The organism is Curtobacterium sp. MCPF17_021 (genome assembly GCF_003234605.2).
GTDB lineage: Bacteria > Actinomycetota > Actinomycetes > Actinomycetales > Microbacteriaceae > Curtobacterium > Curtobacterium flaccumfaciens.
Genome location: NZ_CP126252.1, coordinates 2,038,521 through 2,053,277, shown reverse-complemented (window position 1 = coordinate 2,053,277; position 14,757 = coordinate 2,038,521). Strand labels below are relative to the sequence as shown.

Sequence of the window (14,757 nt, the reverse complement as noted above, 5' to 3'; positions counted from 1 at the left end):
TCCATCCCGTAAACTGGTCGGGACCCGTGGACATTCCGGGTCAGCGCATGCCCGGACGCCGTCGCAGTCGTCCACCGAGTGTGCGAGCTGATGCGAACAGACTGAGGTTCTCTTGCCGACTGCCACCGTGACCCGGCCCGACACCGATCGACCCCGATCGCCGCTGTCCCGCAAGGTCCGTGCGTACGTCTCGTTGACGAAGCCGCGCGTGATGGAGCTGCTGCTCGTCACGACGGCGCCGACGATGTTCCTCGCCGAACGCGGCGTCCCCGACCTGTGGCTCGTCTTGTGGACGATGCTCGGCGGAGCGATGTCGGCCGGTTCGGCGTCGGCCTTCAACTGCTACATCGACCGCGACATCGACCGCCTGATGAAGCGGACCAGCACCCGCCCCCTCGTCACCGGCGAGCTGTCCGACCGTGAGGCCCTCGTGTTCTCGTGGGTGCTCGGCATCCTGTCGACCGCGGTGCTCGGGTTCCTGGTGAACTGGCTCGCCGCCGCGCTGAGCGTCATCGCGATCCTCATCTACGTGTTCGTCTACACGCTGTGGCTCAAGCGCCGCACCCCGCAGAACATCGTGTGGGGCGGCTCGGCCGGCTGCATGCCCGTGCTCATCGGCTGGGCGGGCGTCACCGGGTCGCTGACCTGGACCCCGGTCATCCTGTTCATGGTGATCTTCCTGTGGACGCCGCCGCACTACTGGCCGCTGTCGATGAAGTACCGCGACGACTACGACGCGGCCGACGTGCCGATGCTCGCCGTGGTCCGTGGCCGCACCGTCGTCGGCCTGCAGGTCGTGCTCTACGCGTGGGCGACGCTCGTCTGCTCGCTCCTGCTCATCCCCGTCGGGCACATGGGGCCGCTCTACACGGTCGTCGCGCTGGCGGGCGGCATCTGGTTCGTCGTCGAGTCGCACCGCCTGTACTCGCGGGCCATCCAGCACGTCGAGCACGTGCAGCCGATGCGGGTCTTCCACAGCTCGATCACGTACCTGACGCTGCTCTTCATCGCCGTGGGCATCGACCCGCTGCTGCCGCAGGTCTTCACCTTCTAGGCGGTCGAGCGGGCGCCCGCGCGCGCTCGGTCCGCACGACGCCGTCGTGTCGATTCGACGCCGTCGTGTCCTGTTGACGCCGTCATGTCCGGTTGACACCGTCGTGTCCTGTTGACGCCGTCGTGTCCTGTTGACGCCGTCGTGTCGGCACGACGCCGCCACCACGCCGAGACGCCGCCGAACCCGGCGGCGTCTCGTGCGTTCGGCGGCGTAGCGGCAGGACGCCGGCGTCCTGCGTCGAGCACGAGGCTGCCTGGAGGCGCGGTGCGGGCCCGCCACGGGCCTCCCGTCCGGCGTGACCGCCGTCGGCCGCGGGGCGGACGCGAGTCGCTGCGGACCGCGCGTGGTGCGCATGTCGAGCGACGAAGTCGATGTCGTACGACGTCCGCAGTGTCGTTCCGCGTCGTCAGCGCCCGCCCGTCCACGTCCGCCACAAACGCGACACCCCACGAGTCGAACGACTCGTGGGGTGTCGGAGAACGGGTGTCGAGCGCGCGACGCGCCCGGGCGTCAGGCGTCAGGCGTCGATGGGTTCCCGGACGGCGTCTCGGCCGGCCGAGGCCCGCGTCGACAGCACCACGGCGGTCACCGCACCGACGAGCAACCCGGCGAGCACCATGTGCGTGCCGACGAGCCCGACGGGCAGACCCGTGCGTGCTTGCGTCAGGCCGACAGCGATCTGCAGGAACTCGACGACGAGCAGCAGCAGCGGCCACTTGCTCGGGCGGCCCAGGCGGACGGCTCCGATGACGAGCACCAGGGTCAGGGCGAAGAGGGCGTACGCGGGCCAGGCGTGCACGTGCTCCATGACCGCGGGGTCGAACCCGGTGCGGTGCAGACGCCCACCGTCGACGGCCGCGTCGGCTCCGGCGTGCGGGCCGCTGCCGGTGGTCAGGATGCCGACGAGCACGGTCACGACGACCGCGGCGACGGTGCCGCGGACGACACCCGTGTACCAGCGCGGGACGAGCCGCTGGGCGGTCCGCGGGCCGTGCGTCGTGCGGTAGACCAGCGCAGCGGTCACCGAGGTGAGGGCGGCGGAGACGACGAAGTGCAGCCCGACCACGAAGGGATTCAGGTTCGTCCAGACGCTCATGCCTCCGATGACGGCCTGGACCGGGATCGCGACGCCCTGAGCGAACGCGAGCCAGAAGAGTTCGGGGCGCGTGCGGAGCATCCGGACGACCGCGAGGAACATCGCGACGGCCACGATCACGAGCACGAAGGTGAGCAGACGGTTGCCGAACTCGATGATGCCGTGGATGCCCATCTCCGGCGTGGAGACCAGCGAATCTGCCGTGCACTTGGGCCAGGTGGGGCATCCGAGGCCCGACGCGGTGAGGCGCACGAGGCCTCCGGTACCGATCAGCACGACCTCGACCACGAAGGACGCCCAGGCCAGTGCGACCACACGACGGTCGACCACGCGGGGGAGCGACCACCACCGTCCGGTTCGGAGATCCTGCTCGACGGGGGATCCGACGCGTGTCACGAGGGTGGTGCCTTCCTGTTGTTCCGTGCAGTGAACCTGTAGGATTCGAGGGTTCAGCAGCAGTCAAGTCTAGGCAGGCGCCGGCTCCGAATGGGCCGAGATCGCCGATCAACCCACGGACTGCGTGGAACCATTGTCGTTGCGAGGGAGCAGCACCGGGTCCGCATGTCAGCGGTCCGCGGTGGAATGGCGTCCAGACGCCACGGGTTCACACCTGTAACGCTGTCCCGCGAGAAGGAAACGAGGAGACCATGTCCGACGTGCTCATCGACCGTCCCGAGCTCGAAGGGCTCGGCCAATACGAGTTCGGCTGGTCCGACTCCGACTCGGCAGGGTCCTCCGCCCGTCGTGGGATCTCGGAAGAGGTCGTCACCGACATCTCGAACCTCAAGGACGAGCCCGAGTGGATGCTGAAGAACCGCCTCAAGGGGCTGTCGCTCTTCGGTCGCAAGCCGATGCCGACGTGGGGTGCCGACCTGACGGGCATCGACTTCGACAACATCAAGTACTTCGTGCGCTCCACGGAGAAGCAGGCGCAGTCGTGGGAGGACCTCCCCGAGGACATCCGTGCGACCTACGAGAAGCTCGGCATCCCCGAGGCCGAGCGGCAGCGCCTCGTCGCCGGCGTCGCCGCGCAGTACGAGTCCGAGGTCGTCTACCACCAGATCCGCGAGGACCTGGAGCAGCAGGGCGTCATCTTCATGGACACCGACACGGCGCTCCGTGAGCACCCGGAGCTGTTCGAGGAGTACTTCGGCACCGTGATCCCGGCCGGCGACAACAAGTTCGCCGCGCTGAACACGGCCGTCTGGTCCGGTGGCTCGTTCGTCTACGTCCCGAAGGGCGTCCACGTCGAGATCCCGCTGCAGGCCTACTTCCGGATCAACACCGAGAACATGGGCCAGTTCGAGCGGACGCTGATCATCGCGGACGAGGACTCGTACGTCCACTACATCGAGGGCTGCACCGCCCCGATCTACAAGTCCGACTCGCTGCACTCGGCCGTCGTCGAGATCATCGTGAAGAAGAACGCCCGCGTTCGGTACACGACGATCCAGAACTGGTCGAACAACGTCTACAACCTCGTCACCAAGCGTGCGATCGCACACGAGGGCGCGACGATGGAGTGGATCGACGGCAACATCGGGTCCAAGGTCACGATGAAGTACCCGTCGATCTACCTCGCCGGCGAGCACGCCAAGGGCGAGACGCTCTCCGTCGCCTTCGCGGGCCCCGGTCAGCACCAGGACGCCGGCGCGAAGATGATCCACATGGCGCCGTACACGACGTCGTCGATCGTCTCGAAGTCGATCGCCCGTGGTGGCGGTCGTGCGGGCTACCGCGGTGAGGTCCGGGTCGACCCGGCCGCGCACCACGCCGCCAACACCGTGCGCTGTGACGCCCTGCTGGTCGACACGATCAGCCGGAGCGACACCTACCCCGCGATCGACATCCGAGTCGACGACGTGCAGCTGGGACACGAGGCCACGGTCTCGCGTGTCAGCGAGGAGCAGCTCTTCTACCTCATGTCCCGCGGCATGGCCGAGGACGAGGCGATGGCGATGATCGTCCGTGGCTTCATCGAGCCGATCGCCCGCGAGCTCCCGATGGAGTACGCACTCGAACTCAACAAGCTCATCGAGATGAGCATGGAAGGATCCGTCGGCTAGATGTCCAGCACCACCCCTCCCCACATCGACCAGCCGATCGAGCCCGCTGCCGCAGCGCAGGGCGGCACCCAGCACGGCGCCGGAGCCCACTCCGACGGCGGCTGGGACGCCCCCGACAAGAAGGTGCCGGTCCAGACCCGCTCCGAGCGGTTCCAGTCCGGCGACGTCGAGGCGTTCCCGAAGGTCACCGGCCGAGAGGTCAACTGGAAGTTCGCGCCGCTCGCCAAGCTCCAGCCGCTGCTGGACGGCGCGCTCGACGGATCCGCCTACCCGTACCTCGCCCGCCAGTCCGAGGGCGCCGACGTCGAGTGGGGTCGCAGCGACGACCCCCGCGTCGGCTCCGCCGGCCTGCCCGAGGACCGCGCGTCGGCCGCAGCCTGGACCGCCCGTGACGCGGTCCTGGCGATCACGATCAAGGCCACCGAAGCGCACGAGTTCATCACCGTGACCCGTTCCGACTTCGGGTCGCAGCCCCGCGCCGCGCACACGGTCATCACGGCCGAGCCGAATTCCCAGGGCATCGTCGTGCTCGACAACCGCGGCAGCGCCCTGCTGAGCGAGAACATCGAGATCGTCGCGCAGCAGAACGCACGACTGACCGTCGTCAGCCTGCAGGACTGGGACGACGACGCCGTGCACGTCTCGACCCACTTCGCCGAGGTCGGCCGCGATGCCTTCCTCAAGCACGTCGTGGTCTCGCTCGGCGGCGACGTCATCCGCGTCAACCCCTCGACGCACCTCGGTGCGCAGGGCGCTGACACGGAGATGTACGGCGTGTACTTCGCCGACGCCGGCCAGTACATCGAGCAGCAGGTCTACGTGAACCACGACGCGCCGAACACGCGCGGTCGGGTCAACTACAAGGGCGCGCTGCAGGGCCAGGGCGCACACACCGTCTGGATCGGTGACGTCCTGATCGGCCGCGCCGGTGACGGCACGGACTCGTACGAGCAGAACCGCAACCTCGTGCTGACGGACGGCACCCGCGCCGACAGCATCCCGAACCTCGAGATCGAGACGGGCAACATCGAGGGCGCCGGCCACGCGAGTGCGACCGGTCGCTTCGACGACGAGCAGCTGTTCTACCTGCAGTCCCGCGGCGTCCCGGAAGAAGAAGCGCGGCGCCTCGTCGTGCTCGGCTTCCTGGTCGAGGTCATCCAGAAGATCGGTGCACCCGAGCTCGAGGAACGCCTCATCGCCGCGGTCGAGCAGGAGCTGGCCGAGGGCCGTTCGGTCATCGCCGCACCGGTCGAGGCGGGCGACGCACAGGCATCCGCCCCGCAGGCCGACGGCGCGGAGGCCACCGCCTGATGGCCGAGAAGGTCTGCGCCGAAGCCGACATCGCGGTGGACAGCCCGATGCGGGTGGTCGTCGACGGCACGGCGGTCGCGATCGTGAAGGACTCGTCCGGCACGGTCCACGCCATCGGCGACACCTGCACGCACGGCGACATCTCGCTGGCCGAGGGCTTCGTCGAGGGTGACTCGCTGGAGTGCTGGGCCCACGGGTCCCGCTTCTCGCTGGCCACCGGCAAGCCGCAGAACTTCCCGGCCTACGAGCCCGTCCCGGTCTTCCGGGTCGAGGTCCGCGACGGCGACGTCTACGTCGACGTGCAGGACGTCGTCCCGGTCGACTGAGCACCCCCAACACTTCCCGCGGCTGACGCCGCACACAGCTGCAACCGAAGGAACGCAATGTCCACTCTGGAAATCCGTGACCTCAAGGTCTCGATCGACACCGATCAGGGCACCAAGGAGATCCTGAAGGGTGTCGACCTCACCATCAACGAGGGCGAGATCCACGCGATCATGGGGCCGAACGGCTCCGGCAAGTCCACCCTGGCGTACACGATCGCCGGTCACCCGCGGTACAACGTCGTCGGTGGCACGATCACCCTCGACGGCGAGGACGTCCTCGCGATGAGCGTCGACGAGCGTGCCCGTGCCGGCATGTTCCTGGCGATGCAGTACCCGGTCGAGATCCCCGGCGTCACGGTGTCGAACTTCCTCCGCACCGCCAAGACGGCGATCGACGGCGAGGCTCCGGCGCTCCGTGGCTGGATCAAGGAACTCCGCCAGTCGATGGCCGACCTGAAGATGGACTCGTCGTTCGCCGAGCGCAACGTCAACGAGGGCTTCTCCGGTGGCGAGAAGAAGCGCCACGAGATCATGCAGCTCGAGCTCCTCAAGCCGAAGTTCGCCGTCCTCGACGAGACCGACTCCGGCCTGGACGTCGACGCGCTGAAGATCGTCTCCGAGGGCGTCAACCGCGCCAAGGCCGCAACCGGCCTCGGTGTACTGCTCATCACGCACTACACGCGCATCCTCCGCTACATCAAGCCGGACTTCGTGCACGTGTTCGTCGCCGGCAAGATCGCGGAGCAGGGCGGCCCCGAGCTCGCCGACCGCCTCGAGAACGAGGGCTACGACCGCTACGTTCAGGTCGCCGCCGCCGAGGCGCAGGCCTGATGATCGCCGCACTCGCTCCCGACAAGTTCGACGAGGTCGTCGAGGGCCTGAAGGAGGTCCAGGACCCGGAGCTCGGCGTGAACATCGTCGACCTCGGCCTGATCTACGACCTCGCCTGGGACGACGACGCCAACGCGCTCGTCATCAGCATGACGCTCACCAGCGCCGGCTGCCCCCTGACCGACGTCATCGAGGGTGACACCGCGAACGCCCTCGACGGCATCGTGGACGCCTTCCGGATCAACTGGGTCTGGATGCCGCCGTGGGGTCCGGAACGGATCACCGACGACGGACGCGAGATGATGCGCGCCCTCGGGTTCGCGATCTAGTCGCGACCCACCACGGACGGGAGGCGCGGTGCCAGCTGGCACCGCGCCTCCCGTCCGTCTGTGCGCACGCCGCGCGCGGGGCGCGCCGCCGAGTGGTCGCGACCATCCGCTCAGGTTCGCCGAGTGGTCACGTTCTGTCGGCTGACAGCGCTCCAGGCGACGGAATGCGACCACTCGGCGTCTGGACGGCGGGGAGTCGTGACCGACCGCCGGGCCGGTCACCTGCGCCGGACGCAGAACGGCCCCGCACCGATCGGTGCGGGGCCGTTCTCGTGCGACGGGTCAGCGGCGACCGACGGCCTTCCACGCGAGCGGCAGGATGCCGGCGGCGATGAGGGCCTTGGCGATGCCACCGACGATGAACGGGTACAGTCCGGCGGCGAGCACCGACTGGACGTCGTTCGGGGCGCCGAGCTGGCCGAGCGCCACGGCCAGGTACGGCAGGCCGGTCACGAACGGGATGGCACTCGCGAGCAGCATCGCGACGGTGGCGCGGCCGACGTTGCGGTCCCAGTTGCGGCGGGCGAGCCAGCCGACGAGCCCGGCGGCGGGGATGAAGCCGATGACGTACCCGAAGCTCGGCAGGGCCAGGGCCTGCAGGCCGCCCTGCATGTCGGCGAAGAACGGGGCACCCGCGAGACCGGCGACGGCGTAGACGAGCAGCGAGAGCATGCCGCGGCGTGCGCCGAGGGTCGCGCCGACGAGCACGACGGCCAGCGTCTGCCCGGTGATCGGGACCGGCCACATCGGGACCTCGAGCTGCGCCATGGCGGCGGTGAACAGGGCTCCGCCGGCGACGAGGGCGGCGTCGGTGGCCAGCCCGTGCGTGCGCAGACGGTCGGCGAGGACTGCGCGGGGAGCGAACCCGGTGGCATTCGTCATGGATTCTCCTAGAATGGACTGCTGGTTCCGTTCGGAACCATCGGTCCCGTCAGCGTAGCGGTGCACCTCACGCACACACCGTTGTGCAAACCCACCAACTGATTGGACGTCCACTGTGCTTGCCGTGCACGAACTCGAGATCCGCGTCGGAGCTCGTCTCCTCATGGAAGACGTGTCCTTCCGTGTCGAGAAGGGCGACAAGATCGGACTCGTCGGCCGCAACGGCGCGGGGAAGACGACGATGACCAAGGCCCTCGCGGGCGAGACGCAGCCCAACGGCGGCACGATCGACCGCGGCGGGGAGATCGGCTACCTGCCGCAGGACCCCCGCTCCGGCGACCCGGAGGAGACCGCGCGGAAGCGCATCCTCGACGCCCGTGGGCTCGGTGAGCTCGTGGAGGGCATCCGCCTCGCGACCCTCGACATGGCGAGCGACGACGCGGCCGTGGCCGAGAAGGCGATGCGGCGCTACAGCCGCCTCGACGACCAGTTCAACGCGCTCGGTGGCTACGCGGCCGAGGCCGAGGCGGCGTCGATCGCCTCGAACCTGAAGCTGCCCGACCGCATCCTCGACCAGCAGCTCAAGACGCTCTCCGGTGGTCAGCGCCGCCGCATCGAACTCGCCCGGATCCTGTTCTCGGACGCCGAGACGATGATCCTCGACGAGCCGACCAACCACCTCGACGCCGACTCCGTCGTGTGGCTCCGCGAACACCTGAAGACCTACCCCGGTGGCGTCATCATCATCTCCCACGACGTCGAGCTCGTCGACGAGGTCGTGAACCGCGTCTTCTACCTGGACGCCAACCGCCAGACCATCGACATCTACAACATGGGCTGGAAGCTGTACCAGCGGCAGCGCGTCGCCGACGAGGAGCGCCGCCGCAAGGAGCGCGCGGGCGCCGAGAAGAAGGCCGCCACGCTCAAGGACCAGGCCGCCCGCTTCGGTGCGAAGGCGTCCAAGGCCGCAGCAGCCCACCAGATGGTCGCGCGTGCCGACAAGCTCCTCGCCGGCCTCGAGGACGAGCGCGTCGCCGACCGGGTCGCGAAGATCCGCTTCCCCACCCCGGCCCCGTGCGGCCGCACTCCGCTGATGGCCGAGGGGCTGTCGAAGTCCTACGGGTCGCTCGAGATCTTCGCGGGTGTCGACCTGGCGATCGACCGCGGTTCGCGCGTGGTCATCCTCGGCTTCAACGGTGCGGGCAAGACGACCCTGCTGCGCATCCTGGCGGGAGCCGACCAGCCCGACACGGGCGAGATCCAGCCCGGTCACGGTCTGCGCATCGGGTACTACGCGCAGGAGCACGAGAACATCGACATCAACCGCACCGTGATCGAGAACATGGTGTCGGCGTCGACTGACCTCAACGAGACCGAGGCCCGTCGGGTGCTCGGCTCGTTCCTGTTCACCGGCGACGACGGCTACAAGAAGGCCGGCGTCCTGTCCGGTGGCGAGAAGACCCGTCTGTCGCTCGCGATGATCGTGGTCTCCGGCGCGAACGTCCTGCTGCTCGACGAGCCGACGAACAACCTGGACCCGGCTTCGCGCGAGGAGATCCTCAACGCCCTGGCCGGCTTCGAGGGGGCGGTCGTCCTGGTGTCCCACGACGCCGGCGCGGTCGAGGCGCTCAACCCCGAGCGCGTCCTGCTGCTGCCGGACGGCACCGAGGACCACTGGAACAAGGACTACGCGGAGCTCATCGAGCTCGCGTAGCCGCCGCGCGTGTGGTCGGGCGAGGCCCGTCCGCACGGTGGGTGTTCGCGGTCTGGTGCGGCGTTGCGTGCTGGGTGGCCGTTTGTGGCGCTGCACGGTGCGCGGAAGCGCGCACGGGGTTGCGAGGTGCGCACGGTGCGGCCGGGAGGCGCGGTGCCGGTCGTGCGTCGCGCCTCCCGTCCGCACGGTGCCGCGTTCGCCATCCGGTGCGGGGTTGCGTGCTGGGTGCCCGTTTGTGGCGCTGCACGGTGCGCGGAAGCGCGCACGGGGTTGCGAGGTGCGCACGGTGCGGCCGGGAGGCGCGGTGCCGGTCGTGCGTCGCGCCTCCCGTCCGCACGGTGCCGCGTTCGCCATCCGGTGCGGGGTTGCGTGCTGGGTGCCCGCTTGTGGCGCTGCACGGTGCGCGGAAGTGCGCACGGGTTGCAAGGTGCGCACGGTGCGCTGACGCGCACCCACGGCCGCGCCTCAGCCGCGCCTCAGCCGCGCGTCAGCGACGTGACGCGATGAGCTCGTCCTCGATCTCGGCGTCCGTCTTCGGCTTCGCGTTCTTGCGGCGTTCGCGCTCGATGGCGCGCTCGCGCTCCTCGGGGTCGTCCTGGTTGAGGTTCCGGTACTCCTGCACCATCACGTACGCCAGGAACCCGAAGCCGCCGGCGGCGAACAGGAACCACTGGATGAAGTAGCTGAGGTGCAGCCCGGTGTCGGCGTTCGGACGCTCCCAGCCGAGCGGGCGGGCCTCGGTCGGGGCGGGGGACTCGGAGGCGAGCTGCCCGTACGCACCGGTCCAGATCGGGTCGTCGACCTTGTTCGCCACGTCGGCCAGGGTCACCGACTGCACCTGGTCGGTGTCCTTCGGGTCGGATCGGCCGGGGATGCGCGGTTCGCTCTGCTGCAGGCGGACGATCGCGGTGACCTCGCCGGACGGGGGAGCGGGCACGTGGTCGGGGGCGTCCTGGGCGTTGCCGGTCGGCACCCACCCGCGGTCGACGATGAAGGCGCGGCCTTCGGACGTGACCAGGGGCGTCAGGACCTCGAACCCGGGCTGCCCGTTGTGCACGCGGTTCCGCACGAGCAGCTGCGAGTCGACGTCGTAGCGGCCGGTCACGGCGACCCGGAGCCACTCCTGCTCGTCCTGCCAGCTCGAGGCCTTCGGCAGCGCCCGGTCGAGGGGGACGGGGGTGTGGTCGTAGTTCTGCGCGACCTGCTCGTTCTGCCGGACGGCCTCGTTGCGGCGGTCCCACTGCCACATGCCGAACAGTGCGCACACGATCGCGAAGGCGACGGCGATCGCGAAGTAGCCGAGCCAGCGGCGGCTCCGGACGAAGCGCCAGCCCACGAACGGTTCGTCGGGGTCCCGACCGGACGAGGCCGACCTGGTGTCGTCCGTCGAGCGGGACTCTGCGGCGGCGCGCTGCAGCTTGGCGGCGTGCTTGCGGCCGTACCGGGACTGCGGGTCGAAGCCGTCGGTCATCGCGAGGTGCCGGTGGAGCGCACCCCGACGTCGTTCTTCGGCGCCGCGGTCGACTCGCGCTCGTCGTCGAGGTGGTCGACGTCCTCGTGCATGCCGGTGACGCGCACCGGGAAGGAGCGGGACCGCAGGTAGTCGGCCAGGAAGTCGCGGTGTTCTTCGCACGCGGCCCAGATCTTCACGCGGTCGATCGCGTGGATCCGGGGATTGCGCCAGTTCACACGCCACCCGGCCGTCGACACGCAGCCGGCACGCGAGCACACCGGGGTGGATCCGGGTTCGGTCTGCAGGTCGAACGTCGCACCCATCAGCGGGGTCCCCACATCTTCGATCGGTCGCCGTTGCGCTGCCACTCGTCCTGCGCGTGCTGCGCCTGCTGGCGGAGGCGGTCCTGCTCGTCGCGGTAGGCCTGGGCCCGGGCGTCCTCCTGCTGTTCGCGGAGGCGCGGGTCGACGGCGTCGTAGAGCTCGATGGACCCGGCGGGGGAGATCATGTCGCTCTCGGTCCGGCTGCCGGCGTTCGCGATGACGACGGCGACCCAGGGGATCACCGCGGCGAGGACGATCGGGATGACCGCGAGCCATGAGTGCCAGATCGAGTACACGAGCACGGCGGAGATGAAGAGGACCACTCGGATGGCCATCTGCCAGACGTAGCGGGACAGGCGGTGCGCCCGGTCCTGCTCCGGTGTGTCCGGCAGCGACGTGATGCTCGTGTGCGTGCTCTTCATACAGATGGTCTCCGTCTACCCGTGGTCAAGCCTAATCCCGCCGGACCGATCGTGGGTGCGCCGCGCGCGAACCGGCGGGGTGGTCCGCTCCGGTACGCTCGTCCGGGCGTGTCCGCCGGGTCCCCGGCACCGCGTGCCGAGCAGATCCCACCGAACGGAGCGACCATGAGCACCCCCCGTACCGTCCTCATCACCGGCGGCAACCGCGGCATCGGCCACGCGCTGGCCGAGCGGTTCGTCGCAGCCGGCCACCGGGTCGCCGTGACGTCGCGCAGCGGTCAGGGTGGTCCCGAGGGCGCGCTGACGGTGCAGGCCGACATCACCGACACGGCCTCCGTCGACGCCGCGTTCACGCAGGTCGAGGCCGAGCTCGGTCCGATCGAGGTCCTGGTCGCGAACGCCGGCATCACGAACGACCAGCTGCTCCTCCGCATGTCCGAGGACGACTTCACCAGCGTGGTCGACACGAACCTCACGGGCACCTTCCGCGTCGTCAAGCGCGTCACGAAGGGCATGATGAAGGCCAAGTTCGGCCGCATCGTGCTCATGTCGAGCGTCGTGGGCGCCTACGGCCAGGTCGGCCAGGTCAACTACGCGTCCTCGAAGGCCGCCCTGGTCGGCATGGCCCGGTCGATCACGCGTGAGCTCGGCTCGCGCGGCATCACCGCCAACGTCGTGGCGCCCGGCTTCATCCAGACGGACATGACCGCCGCGCTCTCCGACGAGCTGCAGGCCGAGTTCAAGAAGGCGATCCCGGCCGCCCGCTACGGCACGGTCGACGACGTCGCCGACGCCACGCTGTTCCTGGCGAGCGACGGCGCCGGGTACGTCTCCGGTGCGATCATCCCGGTCGACGGCGGCCTCGGGATGGGCCACTAGCCCTCGGACTGATCAGCCGCGCAGACCGAGCGTCGCGAGCACGGCGGACAGGTCACGGTCGACGACCGCGACGTCCGCCTGCTCCCGCACGCGCGGCTTCGCGTCGAACGCCACCGACAGCGCGGCGACGCGCATCATCTCGAGGTCGTTCGCGCCGTCGCCGATGGCGATGGTCCGTGCCGGGTCGACCCCGTCGGCGTCCGCCCACTCGCGGAGCGCGACGGCCTTGGCGTGCGCGTCGACCACGTCGCCGAGCACGCGGCCGGTGAGCACGCCGTCGGTGACCTCGAGGCGGTTCGCCCGGCAGTGGTCGAGGCCGAGCTGCTCGGCGAACGGGTCGAGCACCTCGTGGAACCCGCCCGACACCACGCCGACGGTGCCGCCTGCGGCGTGCACCCCACGGACGAGCTGGTCGGCGCCCCGCGTCACACGGACCGACTGCTGTGCACGGACGAAGACGTCTGCCTGGAGGCCCGCAAGGGTCGCGACACGCTCCCGGAGGCTCTCGGCGAAGTCGAGTTCCCCGCGCATGGCGCGCTCCGTGATCGCCGCCACCTGTGGCCGGGTCCCGGCGCTGTCGGCGAGCAGTTCGATCACCTCGTCCTCGAGGAGCGTGGAATCGGCATCGAGGACGACGAGGAAGCGGGGCACGCACCAACGGTACCGACTGACGAAAGGCACGGCCGCGTCCGTGACGCGAGCCGTGCCTCCAGGCCGTCCGTCCGGGGCTGCGCCCCGGGTGTCTGCTTCCTTACGCGGCGTGCCTATGCGTCGACGCGGACGCCCTTGCCGACCCATGGGCGGAGCCCGGACTCGGTGACGGATCAGGCGTCGACGCGGACGCCCTTGCCGACCACGGTGATCCCCGACTCGGTGACGGTGAAGCCGCGTGCCTCGTCGGCCTCGCGGTCGACGCCGACCTGCGCGCCCGGTGCGATGACGACGTCCTTGTCGAGGATGGCGCGGTTGACGACCGCGCCGGCGCCGATGGTGGCGCGTTCGAACACGATCGAGTCGAGGACCTTTGCGCCGGAGTCGATCGAGCACCAGGGCCCGATCATGCTGCGCTCGACCTGCGCACCCGACACCAGGCAGCCGAGCGACACGAGCGAGTCCACCGTGGACCCGGTGTTGCCGTTCGCGTCGCGGACGAACTTCGCCGGCGGCAGGTTCGTCTGCTGGTTGAAGATCGGCCAGTCCTGGTTGTACAGGTTGAAGACCGGGACCGGGGCGATGAGGTCCATGTGGGCGTCGAAGAACGAGTCGATCGTGCCCACGTCGCGCCAGTAGTACTTGTCGCGGTCGGTGGACCCGGGGACCTCGTTGCGCTGCAGGTCGTACACCCCGGCGTCACCGCGGTTGACGAAGTCGGGGACGATGTCGCCGCCCATGTCGTGCGCGGACGTCTCGAGCTGGCCGTCGCGCAGGACCGCGTCGACGAGGGCGTCCGCGTTGAAGACGTAGTTGCCCATCGAGGCCAGGATCTCGCCGGGGGAGTCGGCCAGACCGATCGCGTCCTTCGGCTTCTCGAGGAACGCCTCGATCTTCGTCGGGTCGTCGTCGGCCACCTGGATCACGCCGAACTGGTCGGCGAGCCCGATCGGCTGACGGATCGCCGCCACCGTGGCACTGCGGCCGGAGGCGATGTGCGCCTCGACCATCTGGTGGAAGTCCATCCGGTACACGTGGTCCGCACCGACGACGACCACGATGTCGGGGCGTTCGTCGCGCAGCAGGTTGAGCGACTGCAGGATCGCGTCGGCCGAGCCGGCGAACCAGCGCTTGCCGAGCCGCTGCTGCGCGGGGACGGACGCGACGTAGGAGCCGAGCAGCCCCTCCATGCGCCACGTCTCCGCGACGTGCCGGTCGAGACTGTGCGACTTGTACTGGGTCAGGACGACGATCTTCTGCAGACCGGAGTTGACCAGGTTCGACAGTGCGAAGTCGATGAGACGGAAGTTGCCGCCGAACGGGACGGCGGGCTTCGCGCGATCGGCCGTGAGCGGCATGAGTCGTTTGCCCTCGCCGCCGGCGAGCACGATGCCGAAGACCTTCTTTTGTGCCATGCCGC

Annotated in this window: 15 protein-coding genes; 8 read left to right on the top strand and 7 right to left on the bottom strand. The window is 69.6% G+C overall.

Annotation, left to right across the window (positions count from 1 at the left end; translation table 11 throughout):
• The first annotated feature begins 127 nt into the window (after positions 1–127).
• The gene (locus DEJ29_RS09740) at positions 128–1,054 is read left to right on the top strand and encodes a heme o synthase (RefSeq protein WP_111094279.1); all 927 of its coding nucleotides are present in this window, start codon (positions 128–130) and stop codon (positions 1,052–1,054) included.
• 517 nt (positions 1,055–1,571) lie between these two features.
• Here DEJ29_RS09740 and DEJ29_RS09735 read toward each other — a convergent pair.
• Positions 1,572–2,546: a COX15/CtaA family protein gene (locus tag DEJ29_RS09735; protein WP_071403756.1), complete on the bottom strand. Its 975-nt coding sequence runs from the start codon at positions 2,544–2,546 to the stop codon at positions 1,572–1,574.
• A 251-nt stretch (positions 2,547–2,797) separates the two neighbouring features.
• Between DEJ29_RS09735 and sufB the strand changes: the two genes are divergently transcribed.
• Genes sufB through DEJ29_RS09710 form a run of 5 tightly spaced genes read left to right on the top strand, consistent with a single transcriptional unit; the run spans position 2,798 to position 7,013 of the window.
• On the top strand, positions 2,798–4,216 hold the full coding sequence (gene sufB / locus DEJ29_RS09730; RefSeq protein WP_071403757.1) for a Fe-S cluster assembly protein SufB: 1,419 nt from the start codon (positions 2,798–2,800) through the stop codon (positions 4,214–4,216).
• The gene (gene sufD / locus DEJ29_RS09725) at positions 4,217–5,527 is read left to right on the top strand and encodes a Fe-S cluster assembly protein SufD (protein WP_111094280.1); all 1,311 of its coding nucleotides are present in this window, start codon (positions 4,217–4,219) and stop codon (positions 5,525–5,527) included.
• The gene (locus tag DEJ29_RS09720; RefSeq protein ID WP_084740352.1) at positions 5,527–5,853 is read left to right on the top strand and encodes a non-heme iron oxygenase ferredoxin subunit; all 327 of its coding nucleotides are present in this window, start codon (positions 5,527–5,529) and stop codon (positions 5,851–5,853) included. Before sufD ends, DEJ29_RS09720 begins: the two co-directional genes overlap by 1 nt.
• Positions 5,854–5,910: 57 nt before the next feature.
• A complete protein-coding gene (sufC, locus tag DEJ29_RS09715; protein ID WP_071403760.1) occupies positions 5,911–6,684 on the top strand; it encodes a Fe-S cluster assembly ATPase SufC in 774 nt (257 codons plus the stop codon).
• Entirely contained in the window at positions 6,684–7,013 is a 330-nt protein-coding gene (locus DEJ29_RS09710; protein ID WP_017887270.1) for a metal-sulfur cluster assembly factor, read from the top strand. The genes sufC and DEJ29_RS09710 overlap by 1 nt, the downstream gene beginning before the upstream one ends.
• A gap of 282 nt (positions 7,014–7,295) precedes the next feature.
• Here DEJ29_RS09710 and DEJ29_RS09705 read toward each other — a convergent pair whose 3' ends face one another.
• Positions 7,296–7,895 carry a biotin transporter BioY gene (locus DEJ29_RS09705; protein WP_111094281.1) on the bottom strand — a complete coding sequence of 200 codons (600 nt, stop codon included), beginning with the start codon at positions 7,893–7,895 and terminating at the stop codon, positions 7,296–7,298.
• A 115-nt stretch (positions 7,896–8,010) separates the two neighbouring features.
• On the opposite strand from DEJ29_RS09705, the gene DEJ29_RS09700 reads away from it, so the two are divergent.
• Complete coding sequence (locus DEJ29_RS09700; RefSeq protein WP_071403762.1) at positions 8,011–9,609, top strand: ABC-F family ATP-binding cassette domain-containing protein; 1,599 nt, start codon at positions 8,011–8,013, stop codon at positions 9,607–9,609.
• Positions 9,610–10,096: 487 nt separating this feature from the next.
• Here DEJ29_RS09700 and DEJ29_RS09695 read toward each other — a convergent pair whose 3' ends face one another.
• From DEJ29_RS09695 to DEJ29_RS09685, 3 genes are read right to left on the bottom strand one after another with little or no spacing between them, the layout of a single operon-like run.
• Positions 10,097–11,080 carry an SURF1 family cytochrome oxidase biogenesis protein gene (locus DEJ29_RS09695; protein ID WP_111094282.1) on the bottom strand — a complete coding sequence of 328 codons (984 nt, stop codon included), beginning with the start codon at positions 11,078–11,080 and terminating at the stop codon, positions 10,097–10,099.
• Positions 11,077–11,385 (bottom strand): hypothetical protein, encoded by a 309-nt coding sequence (locus DEJ29_RS09690; protein WP_371830589.1) that lies wholly within the window; start codon positions 11,383–11,385, stop codon positions 11,077–11,079. The genes DEJ29_RS09695 and DEJ29_RS09690 overlap by 4 nt, the downstream gene beginning before the upstream one ends.
• Positions 11,385–11,807: a DUF3099 domain-containing protein gene (locus DEJ29_RS09685; protein WP_051596733.1), complete on the bottom strand. Its 423-nt coding sequence runs from the start codon at positions 11,805–11,807 to the stop codon at positions 11,385–11,387. The genes DEJ29_RS09690 and DEJ29_RS09685 overlap by 1 nt, the downstream gene beginning before the upstream one ends.
• 165 nt (positions 11,808–11,972) lie before the next feature.
• On the opposite strand from DEJ29_RS09685, the gene fabG reads away from it, so the two are divergent.
• Positions 11,973–12,686: a 3-oxoacyl-ACP reductase FabG gene (fabG, locus tag DEJ29_RS09680; protein ID WP_111094295.1), complete on the top strand. Its 714-nt coding sequence runs from the start codon at positions 11,973–11,975 to the stop codon at positions 12,684–12,686.
• Positions 12,687–12,698: 12 nt separating this feature from the next.
• Here fabG and serB read toward each other — a convergent pair whose 3' ends face one another.
• Together serB and DEJ29_RS09670 are read right to left on the bottom strand one after the other, a co-directional pair.
• Complete coding sequence (gene serB, locus DEJ29_RS09675; protein WP_110864534.1) at positions 12,699–13,337, bottom strand: phosphoserine phosphatase SerB; 639 nt, start codon at positions 13,335–13,337, stop codon at positions 12,699–12,701.
• 173 nt (positions 13,338–13,510) lie between these two features.
• A complete protein-coding gene (locus DEJ29_RS09670) occupies positions 13,511–14,752 on the bottom strand; it encodes a glucose-1-phosphate adenylyltransferase (protein WP_111094296.1) in 1,242 nt (413 codons plus the stop codon).
• Positions 14,753–14,757: the final 5 nt, after the last annotated feature.

What these genes read in the sequence shown, in the direction of transcription:
- DEJ29_RS09720 (WP_084740352.1), top strand. Translation starts at nt 5,527, where the DNA reads ATGGCCGAGAAGGTCTGCGCCGAAGCCGACATCGCGGTGGACAGCCCG.
- DEJ29_RS09705 (WP_111094281.1), bottom strand. Translation starts at nt 7,895, where the DNA reads ATGACGAATGCCACCGGGTTCGCTCCCCGCGCAGTCCTCGCCGACCGT.
- DEJ29_RS09685 (WP_051596733.1), bottom strand. Translation starts at nt 11,807, where the DNA reads ATGAAGAGCACGCACACGAGCATCACGTCGCTGCCGGACACACCGGAG.
- DEJ29_RS09710 (WP_017887270.1), top strand. Translation starts at nt 6,684, where the DNA reads ATGATCGCCGCACTCGCTCCCGACAAGTTCGACGAGGTCGTCGAGGGC.
- DEJ29_RS09690 (WP_371830589.1), bottom strand. Translation starts at nt 11,385, where the DNA reads ATGGGTGCGACGTTCGACCTGCAGACCGAACCCGGATCCACCCCGGTG.
- sufB (WP_071403757.1), top strand. Translation starts at nt 2,798, where the DNA reads ATGTCCGACGTGCTCATCGACCGTCCCGAGCTCGAAGGGCTCGGCCAA.
- DEJ29_RS09670 (WP_111094296.1), bottom strand. Translation starts at nt 14,752, where the DNA reads ATGGCACAAAAGAAGGTCTTCGGCATCGTGCTCGCCGGCGGCGAGGGC.
- fabG (WP_111094295.1), top strand. Translation starts at nt 11,973, where the DNA reads ATGAGCACCCCCCGTACCGTCCTCATCACCGGCGGCAACCGCGGCATC.
- sufC (WP_071403760.1), top strand. Translation starts at nt 5,911, where the DNA reads ATGTCCACTCTGGAAATCCGTGACCTCAAGGTCTCGATCGACACCGAT.
- sufD (WP_111094280.1), top strand. Translation starts at nt 4,217, where the DNA reads ATGTCCAGCACCACCCCTCCCCACATCGACCAGCCGATCGAGCCCGCT.
- DEJ29_RS09695 (WP_111094282.1), bottom strand. Translation starts at nt 11,080, where the DNA reads ATGACCGACGGCTTCGACCCGCAGTCCCGGTACGGCCGCAAGCACGCC.